The 13,568-nt window shown below is 40.7% G+C and carries 10 protein-coding genes; 1 reads left to right on the top strand and 9 read right to left on the bottom strand.

The annotated features are described in order from the left end of the window. Positions 1 to 34: 34 nt before the first annotated feature. Both parC and parE read right to left on the bottom strand, forming a co-directional pair. Positions 35 to 2,491, bottom strand: a complete 2,457-nt coding sequence (parC, locus tag PT281_RS01890; protein WP_277151532.1) for a DNA topoisomerase IV subunit A — start codon at positions 2,489 to 2,491, stop codon at positions 35 to 37. Positions 2,492 to 2,506: 15 nt separating this feature from the next. Next, complete coding sequence (parE, locus tag PT281_RS01895; RefSeq protein ID WP_277151534.1) at positions 2,507 to 4,465, bottom strand: DNA topoisomerase IV subunit B; 1,959 nt, start codon at positions 4,463 to 4,465, stop codon at positions 2,507 to 2,509. A gap of 97 nt (positions 4,466 to 4,562) precedes the next feature. Here parE and plsY point away from each other — a divergent pair, with 97 nt between their 5' ends. Continuing rightward, positions 4,563 to 5,198, top strand: coding sequence for a glycerol-3-phosphate 1-O-acyltransferase PlsY (gene plsY, locus PT281_RS01900; RefSeq protein ID WP_277151536.1), 636 nt, complete (start codon positions 4,563 to 4,565; stop codon positions 5,196 to 5,198). Positions 5,199 to 5,319: 121 nt separating this feature from the next. Here the strand turns inward: plsY and PT281_RS01905 are convergent, their stop codons facing one another. The 7 genes from PT281_RS01905 to dprA form a co-directional block, all read right to left on the bottom strand. Continuing rightward, positions 5,320 to 6,207: an aldose 1-epimerase family protein gene (locus tag PT281_RS01905; RefSeq protein ID WP_277151538.1), complete on the bottom strand. Its 888-nt coding sequence runs from the start codon at positions 6,205 to 6,207 to the stop codon at positions 5,320 to 5,322. An 18-nt stretch (positions 6,208 to 6,225) separates the two neighbouring features. Continuing rightward, the gene (gene hslU, locus PT281_RS01910) at positions 6,226 to 7,629 is read right to left on the bottom strand and encodes an ATP-dependent protease ATPase subunit HslU (protein WP_277151540.1); all 1,404 of its coding nucleotides are present in this window, start codon (positions 7,627 to 7,629) and stop codon (positions 6,226 to 6,228) included. Between the two features lie 15 nt (positions 7,630 to 7,644). Further along, a complete protein-coding gene (gene hslV / locus PT281_RS01915) occupies positions 7,645 to 8,169 on the bottom strand; it encodes an ATP-dependent protease subunit HslV (protein ID WP_277151542.1) in 525 nt (174 codons plus the stop codon). Further along, the gene (gene xerC, locus PT281_RS01920) at positions 8,169 to 9,095 is read right to left on the bottom strand and encodes a tyrosine recombinase XerC (protein WP_277151544.1); all 927 of its coding nucleotides are present in this window, start codon (positions 9,093 to 9,095) and stop codon (positions 8,169 to 8,171) included. The genes hslV and xerC overlap by 1 nt, the downstream gene beginning before the upstream one ends. Beyond that, on the bottom strand, positions 9,096 to 10,412 hold the full coding sequence (trmFO, locus tag PT281_RS01925) for a methylenetetrahydrofolate--tRNA-(uracil(54)-C(5))-methyltransferase (FADH(2)-oxidizing) TrmFO (RefSeq protein WP_277151545.1): 1,317 nt from the start codon (positions 10,410 to 10,412) through the stop codon (positions 9,096 to 9,098). An 86-nt stretch (positions 10,413 to 10,498) separates the two neighbouring features. Next, the gene (topA, locus tag PT281_RS01930) at positions 10,499 to 12,610 is read right to left on the bottom strand and encodes a type I DNA topoisomerase (RefSeq protein WP_277151547.1); all 2,112 of its coding nucleotides are present in this window, start codon (positions 12,608 to 12,610) and stop codon (positions 10,499 to 10,501) included. 65 nt (positions 12,611 to 12,675) lie between these two features. Beyond that, positions 12,676 to 13,524 carry a DNA-processing protein DprA gene (dprA, locus tag PT281_RS01935; RefSeq protein ID WP_277151549.1) on the bottom strand — a complete coding sequence of 283 codons (849 nt, stop codon included), beginning with the start codon at positions 13,522 to 13,524 and terminating at the stop codon, positions 12,676 to 12,678. Between the last annotated feature and the right edge of the window lie 44 nt (positions 13,525 to 13,568).

Genomic DNA, 13,568 nt, shown 5'->3' on the forward strand with positions numbered 1-13,568 from the left:
TTTATAAAAAATGTGTTTTTAATTTGTAAGCCTTTTAATTGTTACTGCTTAAAGGCTGACCCAGCAGCAAATTGGTAGGCTGACCATCGGTTATTGTATCAATTACAAATGAACCATTTGAATACCGGTCGCCTATTGGATATTCATTAGTTTGCAATGTTACTTTTCTTTTACTGCTAGTAATAATATTTAAAGTGTGATTTTGACCATAAGATACCAGTGCAGAAATTCTATGTGGTTTTGTCTTTAATTCACGTAAAACAAGCACGCCACGCTTAGCCCGCGACACCTTGTTAATTAATTCTGCTTTGAATTGCTTGAAGGCTCCACGCTGCGTAATCAAACCGACTTTAATTAGATCAAGATATTCAGGATCAATTAAAATGTAAGACACGATAAAATCATCATCTTTCAAATTAACAGATTTGACCCCAATGGCCTTGGCGCCAGATGTCGGCACTTCACTTACATCATAACGAACAGCATAAGCATCACGCGTGAACAAGATAATTTCTGCTTTTGTATCTGGTTGAACCACATCAACGCGAACTACTTGGCTTGCTGCTGACTTCATCTTCATGGCAGTCATTGCCCTTGAACGATATGTTCTCGTTGGCTGTAAATTAACTAACTCTAACTGCTTAATGTAGCCGTCATTGGTAGCCAGCAAGAAGTTAATCTTTTCGTCTAATTTATCAAACGCAAAAACTCGAATTACTTGTTCATCACTTGGCAAGCCAATTTCTTGTGACAAGTGCTGCCCAGTCTCTTTCCATTTAGCCTCAACTAATTCATGAACCGGACGATAAATAACATTACCGCGATTAGTAAACAGGTACAGACTAGCTAATGTTGAGATTGTCTTTTCAAAAACAACATCATCGCCATCAGGTAAACCATTTTCGGTATCATCACTTGATTGCCATGAGCGTAATGATGAACGCTTTAAATAGCCATCACGACTGATTAAAACACGAACCTGTTCATCAGTAACCAATGCTTTTTCATCAATTTGGATTTTGGCAGTAGCAGTAGAAATCTCTGTTCGCCGTGGATTACCAAATTCACGTTTAACAGCTGATAATTCGCGAATAATTTCTTTTTCCAAAACTTTCGAATCAGATAACAATTGTTGATACTGATCGACCTTTTGATTTAAGTCTTTCTGTTCAGCAACTAGTGCGTCAACATCGGTATTAGTCAAACGGTACAATTGCAAGGAAACAATTGCTTCTGCTTGTCTTGATGTAAAGTCAAAGTCAGCAGTCAAATTCTTCTTGGCATCAGCTTTATTCTTTGAACCACGAATGACCTTAATCACTTGATCCAAGATATCCATTGCATGGATTAATCCTTGAATAATTTCTAAGCGATTTTGTGCCTTGTTCAAATCAAATTTGGTTCGCTTGATGACAACATCCTTTTCATGGTCAAGATATGAAGCCAAAATATGCTTCAACCCCACCTGAACTGGCGTCATATTATCAATTGCAACCATGTTAAAGTTATAAGAAACTTGCAGCTCAGTATTCTTGAATAGATAATTCAAAATATTTTGCGCGTCAGCATCCTTTTTAAGTTCAACAACGATCGATAATCCATGACGGTCAGTTTCATCACGAACTTCTGCAATCCCGTCAATCTCCTTATTAAGGCGGATTTCATCCATTTTTTTAACCATTAAGGCCTTATTGACAGCAAATGGAATTTCGGTAATTACAATTTCTTGACGATGGCCGCGAATTTCTTGAATTGAAGTCTTAGCCCGGACTTGAATCCGCCCGCGACCAGTTTTATAAGCTTCACGCAGTCCCTTTTGCCCCATAACAATTGCTCCAGTAGGAAAATCTGGGCCTTGAACGTACTTCATTAGGTCGTCAAGCGTGGCATCTGGATGCTTCAATAAATATATCGTGGCATCAATCACTTCAGACAGATTGTGCGGCGGAATATCTGTTGCATAACCTGAAGAAATTCCTGTTGAACCATTAACCAGTAAGTTAGGAAATCTTGCTGGTAAAACTGTCGGTTCGTATTCCGTATCATCAAAATTCAGCACCATATTGACGGTTTCTTTGTCAATATCCTGCAGCAGCATGTTGGAAATCTTATTCAGTCGTGATTCCGTATAACGCATAGCCGCGGGACCATCGCCATCCATTGAACCGTTGTTACCGTGCATTTCAACTAGTGGCTCGCGCATTTTCCAATCTTGTGATAAGTGAACTAGGGCGCCATAAATCGAACTGTCACCATGCGGGTGAAAGTTACCCATGATATTTCCTACAGCCTTGGCTGCCTTTTTAAATGGCTTGTCATAAGTGTTATTATCCTGATACATTGCGTAAAGGATTCTTCTTTGCACTGGCTTTAAGCCATCACGAATATCCGGTAGAGCCCGTTCTTGAATGATATATTTGGAATATCGTCCAAATCGTTCACCCATGACCTGCTCAAGCGGCATTTCACGAATTCGTTCTTGTATAGCCATTAATTAAAAACCTCTTTACTCATTTTCTTCTTCTAAGATTGACGCGTTCTCGCCCATTCTGAATTTAACGTTCTGTTCAATCCATTTCCGTCTAGCAGCAACCTTATCACCCATTAATGTTGTAACGCGGCGCTCAGCAAGGGCAGCATCATCTATCTTCACCCGAATTAGCATTCTGGATTCTGGATTCATGGTTGTCTGCCATAACTGTTCGGCATTCATTTCACCCAAACCCTTAAATCTTTGCAGCATATAGCCCCGACCCATATTCTTTTCGTCAGTTGCTAATTCCTCATCGGTCCAAGAATACTTAACTTGTGCCTTCTTGCCGCGACCCTTTTGCAGACGGTAAAGCGGCGGCAGAGCAATATAAACCTTGCCTTGTTCAATCATTGGCCGCATGTACCGGTAGAAAAACGTCAGCAGCAAGATTTGAATGTGCGCACCATCATCATCGGCATCCGTCATGATAATTACTTTGTCGTAATTGGAATCTTCTGCCTTAAATTCGGCACCAACACCAGCACCAATGGTATAAATCATGGTATTAATTTCTTCATTTTTGAAGATATCTTGTAATTTAGCCTTTTGGGTGTTTAAAACTTTACCCCGCAGCGGCAAAATTGCTTGGAACTTTCGGTCGCGACCTTGCTTAGCAGAACCACCGGCAGAATCACCCTCAACTAAGAATAGTTCATTCTTTTTAGGATTACGTGATTGCGCTGGCGTTAACTTCCCAGACAATACTTCTTTCTTGCGGCGTTTTTTACCATTACGGCTCTCATTACGTGCCTTTTTGGCTGCTTCACGAGCATCCCTCGCCCGTTGCGCCTTCTTAACCAAGTCCTGGGCTAACTCCCCATTTTCCATTAAGTAGTAAGACATCTTCTCATAAACGAGTGTATCAACTACTGAACGTGCCTGCGGCGTGCCCAATTTACCCTTAGTCTGACCTTCAAATTCAAGTAGTTCTTCCGGAATTTTTACTGAAAGAACGGCACTAAGACCTTCACGATAGTCAGACCCATCAATATTTTTATCTTTTTTACCAAGCAGCCCCTGCTTTTTGGCATAGTCATTAAATGCCCGCGTAAAACCACTTCGAGCACCAACTTCATGAGTACCACCATCAGCGGTGCGAACATTATTAACAAATGAAACTAAGTTTTCTGAATAGCTGTCACTATACTGACCACTAAACTCAACTTCCATCCCATCTTGCTTGCCTTCAAAATAAAAAACATCGTTTAAAGTGTCTTTACCTTCATTCAAATAAGATACAAAGGACTTAATCCCATCATCGTACTTAAAATCATCATGATGTTCCGGCTCACGTTCGTCAGTCAAAACAAACCGAACACCCTTTAACAAGAATGCCGACTCACGAATTCGTTCTTGAATCGTTTCATACTTATACTTAACCGTTGAAAAAATAGTTTCATCAGGCTTAAACGTAATTGTTGTTCCAGTTTTTTCCTTAGTTTTACCCAGTGACTTTAAAGTTCCTACTGGATGACCGCCGTCAGCAAATTCCTCTTCATAAGCTTCACCGTCACGGACAACCCTAACTTTTAGATAACTAGATAGAGCATTAACAACAGAAGAACCAACTCCGTGAAGACCACCTGATGTCTTATAATTTTGTTCAGTAAATTTACCACCGGCATGCAAAACGGTCAGGATAACCTCAATTGTGGGCTTTCCTGACTTGTGCATCCCTGTTGGCATTCCTCGACCAAAATCGCGTACGGTCACGCTATTATCCCGATGAATGGTTACATCGATTTCTTTACCGTAGCCGGCCATCGCCTCATCAACTGAATTATCGACAATTTCGTAAACTAATTGATTTAGACCATGGATATCAGTTGACCCGATATACATTCCCGGCCGCTTTCGGACCGCTTCTAAACCGTGAAGAATCTGAATTGACGAGTCATCGTAAGAACTTGTTTTTTTATTTGTTTTAACCAAATAAATTCCTCCAGTTATTAAATCATTTAAAAATTCACCGCCAACTTGGATAATTTTTGCTAAAATAGCTGTAATACACTAAGAGAGCAGGATTTAAATGATAAATTTGAAATTATTACTGGTATTTATTCTAGCATACTTAATAGGATCCTTCCCGACGGGGGTAATTGTCGGCAAACTATTTTTCCATGAAGATATCCGTAAATACGGTTCAGGAAATATCGGTACTACCAACTCATTCCGAGTGTTCGGACCAGTTGCCGGCAGTTTCGTACTGGTTGTCGATGTCTTAAAGGGGACACTTGCAACCTGTCTACCGCGGATCTTTCATTTGCCGTATCCTAAGTATGTTTTACTAATTTGCGGCGGGTTAGCTGTTTTAGGCCATACCTTCTCAATTTTCCTTAAATTTAAGGGCGGCAAGGCAGTAGCTACTAGCGCTGGTGTCTTCTTAGGCTACAATCTCCAATTCTTTGGTGTTTGTGCGGCAATCTTCTTACCGCTGGTCTTTATTACATCGTACGTTAGTTTATCAAGCTTAATCGCAATTACAGCAATTTTTATCGCGACGTTTTTCTTTCACGATATTTTCTTAACTATCATCGCGGGCGTGATGCTCATTATTCTTTTTACAAGACACCGCGATAACATTAAGCGCCTTGAGCACCACAGCGAGAATATTATTCCGTTTGGTTTGCTTTATTGGTATAAAAAACGACACCACAAATTATAAACTAGAAATAAATACAGCCAGTTAAACCGTAGTTTACTGGCTTTTATATTATAGCTATTCGAACAATTGTTCGCAAGTACTAATTATAAGTAAAAAGAGACACGTTAGTGTCTCTTTTTACTTAATCCTGATCATGAAAAGCCATCCCAAATCCAGCTGTAAAAGTAGCTTCCTGAGCCAGATGGTTCATCCCATACTTTTCTTCCAACTTACTATTAGTATCACTTAGATCAGCAATTCCCCACCAAGGTTCGATACAAACATAATCGGCCGTTTGCGGATATTGTGACCAAACACCGACAAATGGTGCATCCCGCAGCCAAACATTAACATGAAAATCACTTGTTTCGGTTCTAAGCGAAACTTTATTATCATGACCCTTCATCTGAAAAATCAAAGCGTCATTCTTAAATAGATGGTCACTTAATGTAATCAAACTGTTAGTTGAAGCTAGTGAACGATTATCCCAATCTAAGTACGAATCCTTTAATGGAATTTGCACTCTTGCAATCGAAGGTTTAGTACTAAAGTAGTAATCTTCCTTAGTAATTGAGTTAGTTGTCGGGATATTAAATCCCGGATGCCCACCAATACCAAAAATCATTTCGTCAGCGGACTTATTCGTCACACTGAAATTTTCTTCAAGCAAGTTATTTAACAGATTATAATTGACCCGCAATTCAAACTTAAACGGATAAATTTTTCTTGTTTCAGGAGTATCTTTAAGTAAAAAGGTAATACTCTCTGCCGTCTGCTGTTCAACACTAAACTCCATATCACGTGCAAAACCGTGCTGCGTCATACGATAAGTCTTACCCTGATAGGTATACTCATCATTTTTTAGTCGACCAACGATTGGAAACAGTACTGGTGCATGGCGACCCCAGACATTAGGATCTGCCTGCCAGAGGTATTCATAGCCGTCATGCTGACTTTTAACGCTTTGTAATTCAGCACCCTTACTTGAAATTACAACTTTTAAAATTGTATTTTTGATAATGTAGTCCATCTCACTCATCATCCTTTGTTAAAGAATAAACTTAGTTAAATCTTTATTTGTTATTATATCACTAAGTTTTCCATTAACATATGCTTCAGTTACCGTAATTTCACCCATTTCCATGTCTGGGCCTTCATACAGAACGTCTTCAAGCAATTTTTCGAGGATTGTTGACAGTCTTCTAGCCCCAATATTATCTGTACCTTGGTTAACATCAAAGGCAATCTGCGCAATCCGTTCAACGGCTTCTTGTGTAAAGATTAATTTAATTCCGTCAGCTTTTAATAAGGCAACATATTGCTCTAAGAGTGAATCTTCTGGATCTTTAAGAATTTTAACAAAGTCATCTTTAGATAAAGCATTTAATTCCACTCTAATTGGAAACCGACCTTGTAATTCGGGAATTAAATCGCTGGGCTTAGTTTCAGCAAATGCTCCCGCGGCAATAAAGAGAATATGATCGGTTGAGACTGGACCGTACTTTGTCTGCACGGTTGACCCTTCAACAATTGGCAAAATGTCACGTTGGACACCTTCACGGGAAACTTCCCCAGAATTTTTCTTATTACCGGAAGTAATTTTATCAATTTCATCAATAAAGATAATCCCGTTATTGGTAGTCCGCTCGATTGCTTTTTGGTAAAGCGTGTCGTAATCAATCAGCTTATGTGATTCTTCTTGAATTAAGACTTCACGAGCATCTTTTACAGGTAAAGTTCGCTTAACCTTCTTCTTAGGTACCAAATCGCTCAACATTGAACTCATATCAACGCCCATTTGCCCCATCATGTCACCCATTGGATTAACTTTTGGTGCTTGCTCAACCTCAATCGTAACTTCGCGATCTTCTAATAAACCTTTACTTAATTGTTCAGCGACCGTTAAGCGCTCATTGCGAATTTCATCAGTCACTTCTTCTTGGTCAGTGTCCTTAGATTCATTTTGTCCGCTACCCATTAACATTGACATCATATTTTGCATTTCCTGCATCTGATTTTGATGTTTTTCATGCTTAATACCAGGTACTAGTAACCGCACCAAAGTCTTATTGACTTCCTTAGCAGCTTGAGCACGCACATGGTCAAATTGATCTTTTTCTTCCATCCGCACAGCTTCATTAACTAAGTCACGTACCATTGATTCGACATCGCGGCCGACATAACCAACTTCGGTAAATTTAGTTGCTTCGACCTTAACAAAAGGCGCATCAACGATTGCGGCCAGCCGGCGTGCAATTTCGGTCTTACCAACACCAGTTGGACCAGCCATCAATAAGTTCTTCGGCGTAATATCTTCCTGCATTTTCTTTGGCAGCTGCATGCGGCGATAACGGTTGTAAAGCGCAATCGCAACCGACTTTTTAGCCTCATCTTGCCCAATAATGTATTCATTTAGCAAATTAACAATTTGCTTTGGCGTTTTTATTTCCATGAATTTTTCTCCTAATTAGAGTTCATCCGTAATAATTTGATTATCAGTAAAAATATCAATTCCCGAAGCAATTTCAACTGCTTCATGAGCAATTTCTTCTGCTGACATCCCCGAAGAATGTCTCGTTAAAGCAATTGCAGCAGCTTGAGCAAAGTTACCACCAGAACCGATGGCAACGACGTTTTCATCTGGCTCAAGCACTTCACCATTTCCAGAAATCAGCAATAAGTCCTTTTCATCAAATGCAATAAGCATTGCTTCTAACTTTTGCAATGTTGGATCCTTACGCCAAGATTGTGCCATCTCAACAGCTGCCCGGCGCAAATCACCGCCAAAAGCTTCTAGTTTACCTTCTAACATGTCTTGCAGACTAACGGCATCAGCTACACCGCCGGCAAAGCCAATTACAACGCGGTCATGATAGATCCGGCGAATCTTTTTAGCTGTTGCCTTAGCAATTACCTTTTCGCCCAAGGTAACTTGCCCGTCACCGGCAATTGCTGTTTTACCATTAAATTTTACTGAACAAATTGTTGTCATTATTTTGCCTCATCTTTCTGATCATTACGAGTAAAAAACTGTTCGTAATTAGCCTGTAAGTGGCTCATTGTAACATGGGTATATATTTGGGTAGTCGATAAGTTAGCATGCCCCAATAATTCTTGCACACTGCGCAAATCGGCGCCATTATTAAGCATTGCTGTCGCAAACGAGTGTCGCAATTCATGGGGATGCACCTTACCACTAACTCCCGCCTTATTAAATACTTTTTGCATCACATATTCAATTCCCCGTGGCGTAATCGGGTGCCCTTGATTATTTAAAAAGACTGTTTGGGTATCATCTTGCTGACCAAGAAGCTGCGGTCGTGCATCTGTTAGATACTGCACCAAGGCAGCTTTAGTTTGCTCATCAAAGGCCACATAGCGATCCTTATTGCCTTTACCATGAACCAAGATAACTTTTAAATCCAAATCCAGCTGCTGGATCTTTAACGCACTAACTTCGCTCACCCGCATGCCAGTTGTATAGAACAATTCAAACATTGCTAAGTTACGCTCTGTTAATGGATCAGTAGCTGTCAAAGTCGCAAAAACCTGCTTCATTTCCGGAGTATAGAAAAATTGCGGCAATTTACGGTCTTTTTTGCGCAGCGTAATCGTTTGTGTTGGATTAACCTTGACGACGATCTTACGTCGCACTAAAAAACGATAGTAGGACCGTAAACTGGACATCTTCCTGGCTTGTGTCGATCGCGCTAAGTTGCGCTCTGCAAGACTTTGTAAAAAAATCTCAACATCGCGTTCGGTAATCTTTTGCCACGCCACAAAACCACCATTGGTCTGCCAAAATGTCTTTGCCTCAAGCAAATCAGTTTGGTAAGACTTAATCGTTTTGCTGCTGTAATGCCGCTCATTTTGCAAATAAGAAATAAAGCTTTGCAATTCTCGATCCTGCGTTGACATTTAACCCAAGACTTCCTCTTTAAATTTAGCCAAACTGGCTAACCCGCGTTCACTAATCTTTTCGTGCCGTTCACGCTTATTACGGATCTTTTTACCTTCAAGCCCGGGAATAAGAGCAAAACTCGCATTCATTGGCTGAAAATGCTTTGCACTAGTTGTAGTCACATAATTAGCCATTGATCCAAGAGCTGTCACTTTAGGAAAAGCAACAGTTTCTTCACTCATTGCTCGTCTAGCCGCGTTAATCCCCGCAACCAAACCGCTGCCGGCACTTTCGACATAGCCTTCAACCCCAGTCATTTGTCCGGCAAAGAACAAACCTGGTTGCTTTTTAGCTTCATAACTGGCGGTTAAGACTTCTGGTGAGGCCATGTAAGTATTACGGTGCATTTTACCGTAACGGACAAACCGCGCATCGGCTAATCCCGGAATCATTGAAAAGACCCGCTTTTGCTCACCATATTTTAAGTGAGTTTGAAAACCAACGATATTATACATCGAAGCAGCGGCATTATCCTGGCGTAATTGAACAACCGCATACGGCGTTTCACCAGTATGTGGATCTTCCAGACCAACTGGCTTTAGGGGACCAAATAACATTGTTTTACTTCCCCGCGCAGCCATAACTTCTATTGGCATACAGCCCTCAAATACGTCACTATTTTCAAAACCGTGCATTTCAGCGGTTTCCGCATTAACCAATTCTCGCGCAAAACGGTCATATTCTTCTTTAGTCATTGGACAGTTCAGATAAGCTGCTTCCCCGCGGTCATAACGTGACTTTTTATAAACGATTTCCTGATCAATCGAATCTGCCGCCACAATTGGTGCTGCCGCATCAAAAAAGTGCAGGCTATCCGTTCCAGAAAATTGCTGAATTTGACTAGCTAAGGTGTCACTTGTCAATGGTCCCGTTGCAATCACCGTAATTCCATCCTGAGGAATAGTTGTGATTTCTTCATCATGAAAGGTTACATTAGGCAGCGAGCGTAACTTTTGGGTAACATAATCGCTAAATTTGTCCCGATCAACAGCCAGAGCGCCACCTGCTGGAACTTGCGTCTTATCAGCAGCCTCCAAAATAAGTGAATCCATCTGCCGCATTTCTTCTTTTAATAAGCCCACGGCATTTGACAACTGGTTGGAACGCATTGAATTAGTACAAACTAACTCCGCAAAATTACCAGTCTTATGTGCTGGTGTTAACTTGTTAGGTCGCATTTCGTACAAGTCAACTTGAATTCCACGCTTTGCTAACTGCCAGGTTGCCTCACTGCCGGCAAGTCCACCGCCAATTACTGTTACATTTTTAGGCATTCTAAGATATTCCTTTTCTAAAAAATATTTTTCTAAATACAAGAATATCATCAAACCATATCTGACTTGATGATATTAACTTAAATTTAACTTTCTTTTACAGCGCCTTCATCCTTAGGCTCCTCCTTGTAGTCGCCATTAGGACATAGCACGACCAGTCCTTTTTTGTTTTTCTTTTCAACCAAAAAGTGACCATCATTTGGACAATTACGACCAATCGGCTTATCCCATGATACAAAATCACATTCTGGATAACGGGAACAGCCAAAGAATTTGCGGTTACGCTTAGATTTCTTTTCAACGACATCCCCCTTGCCGCATTTTGGACAAGTGACACCAATCTTCTTCACAATTGCCTTAGTATTACGACAATCAGGGAAGCGCGAGCAAGCATAAAACTTACCGTACCGGCCCATTTTAATTACCATTGGTGCCCCGCAGATATCACAGTTAAAACCAGCTGGTTCATCCTTAATCTGAACCTTCTTGATGTCAGTATCTGCCTTATCAAGTTCCTTTTTGAAGGGATGATAATATTCATCAATTACCTTGACCCAATCTTTTTTACCCTCTTCAACATTATCGAGGTCATTTTCCAATTGCGCGGTAAAATCAACGTTAACAATGTCAGGGAAGAACTTTTCAATTAAATCATCAACAATTTCACCTAATTCTGTTGGAACAATTGCCTTACCTTCAAGTTTAACGTAATAGCGTCTTTGAATTGTATCAATAGTTGGGGCGTATGTTGACGGGCGACCGACACCATTTTCTTCAAGCGAACGAACCAAGCTAGCTTCAGTGTATCGTGCCGGCGGCAATGTAAAGTGCTGCTTGTTATCCGACTTAACTAATTTAACTTGATCACCTTCATTTAAATCTGGCAATTCAACACTATTTTCCTGTTGATTATCGTAAACCTTAGTAAATCCAGGAAACTTCATCTTCGAACCAGTTGTTCTAAAAATGATACCATTTTGCGCGATATCAGCTCTGACCGTGTCATAGACAGCTGGTGTCATTTCACTAGCTAAAAAGCGTGACCAAATCAGTTTATATAACCGGTATTGCTCAGTAGTTAAGACTTCCTTAAGTGATTCTGGTGTCCGATAAATACTGGTAGGTCTAATCGCTTCATGGGCATCTTGGGCATCTTGGGCATTTTTAAAGTGTCGCTGACCTTTTGCTGCATATTCCTGACCATATTTTTCATTTAAAAACTTGGATGCTTCAGCTTGCGCGATTGGTGATGTCCGCTTAGAGTCGGTTCTCATATAGGTAATTAAACCGACCGTACCTTCTTTGCCTAAGCTAATTCCCTCATAGAGCTGCTGGGCAATGCTCATGGTCCGCCGCGTCCGGTAATTGAGCCGCTTATTGGCTTCCTGCTGCATTGTCGAAGTTGTAAATGGGGCAGCTGGCTGGCGGCGACGCTCACGGGCAACAACTTTGCTCACGTTAAACGGCTTTTTCTTATCAATTTTGGCTAAAACGTCCTGAACAGCATCATTATTTGGTAGTTCCCTCTTTTTACCGTCAACACCCCAAAATTGTGATTTGAAAGCTTGCTGATCCTTTTTAAATTCGGCATCAATTGTCCAATACTCTTCCGGCTTGAAGTTCTTGATCTCCTTTTCGCGGTCAATTACCAATTTTAAGGCAACTGACTGCACCCGACCAGCACTCAAGCCCTTTTTGACCTTATCCCATAAAATTGGAGATAGTGAATAACCCACTATCCGGTCAAGAATTCGCCGTGCCTGCTGAGCATTAACCGTGTCCATATCAATCGCCCGGGGATGCTTAAAGCTTTCCTTAACGGCATCCTTAGTAACCTCATTAAAAGTTACCCGGTTCTTCGCCGTATCGTCCAAATTTAATGCATGAGCAACATGCCACGCGATTGCTTCTCCTTCACGGTCGGGGTCGGATGCCAGATAAACATCTTTAGCCTTCTTAGCTTCCGACTTTAATTCCTTAATTGTGTCGCCTTTGCCGCGAATCGAAATATATTTTGGCTTGTAATCATTATCAAAATCAATTCCCATTTGTGACTTAGGCAAATCGCGAATATGTCCTTTAGAAGCAATTACGCGATAATTACGACCTAAATATTTTTCAATCGTCTTAGCTTTTGCTGGCGATTCTACTATAACTAATGTTTTTTTATTTTTACGTTTCTTTGACTTAGTAGGCATCAAATGCCTCCTCATTAAAATTCTATTTTTAAAAAATACTATTCTGAGAATAGAATATTTAATGGCTAGTTGTCAAATCTTTCATTTAATTTAAAGTCAGTAATTGGGTTAGCACCAGCCGCAATTAGTTTATTGGGACCTGCTGATAATGGACTAGTAATCGGACCTGGCACCGCATAAACATTGCGATTTTCTTGCAAAGCCAAATTAGCCGTAATCAGGGAACCTGACTTTTCCTTTGCCTCTGTGACTATGGTACTTTCGGCTAAACCCGCTAAAATACGATTACGCTCAGGAAAGCGAAAAGGTCGCGGCGGCGTGTCAGGTAAATATTCACTCAAAATCAGCCCCTGCTGGACAATTTTTTCTTGTGTGTTGTGGTTAACCATCGGGTAATAATGATTTAAGCCGTTACCAACAACCGCTATTGTCTGACCCCGATTTTGTAAAGTTGCCCGATGTGCTAAAACATCAACGCCTTTAGCTAGACCGCTAGCAATTACAATGTCATGCTTAACCAAATTAGGCACAAGTTGCGCCAAAACCTGCTGGCTATATGCCGTTGCCTGTCGTGAACCAACAATGGTCACAATTCTTTTTTGGAGCAAGGCAATATCCCCGCGAGCAAACAGAATTAGGGGCGGCTGATAGATTTGCCGCAATTGTTCAGGGTAATCATCATCAAAAAAGCTGATTACCTGACACTGCTTTTTGATTCGCTTAATCACTTTGCCAAATTTTTCTGACTTAAAGGCAGCTATACCGGCTTCTTTCACTGCCAGTGGCAAGGTCATTTGTTTTAATTTTTGGATACTTACTTGCTCATCGTCCAATTGGCTGGCAATTTGCAGCATTTTGACGTAACCCAGTCCCTTTTGTAACTTTAGGCGTAACAAAAAATTTGTTTTTTCCATTAAAAAAGCCTCCTAATTACACATACGTGAAAAAGGAGGAAATA

This window comes from Lactobacillus sp. ESL0701 (genome assembly GCF_029433445.1).
Classification (GTDB): domain Bacteria; phylum Bacillota; class Bacilli; order Lactobacillales; family Lactobacillaceae; genus Lactobacillus.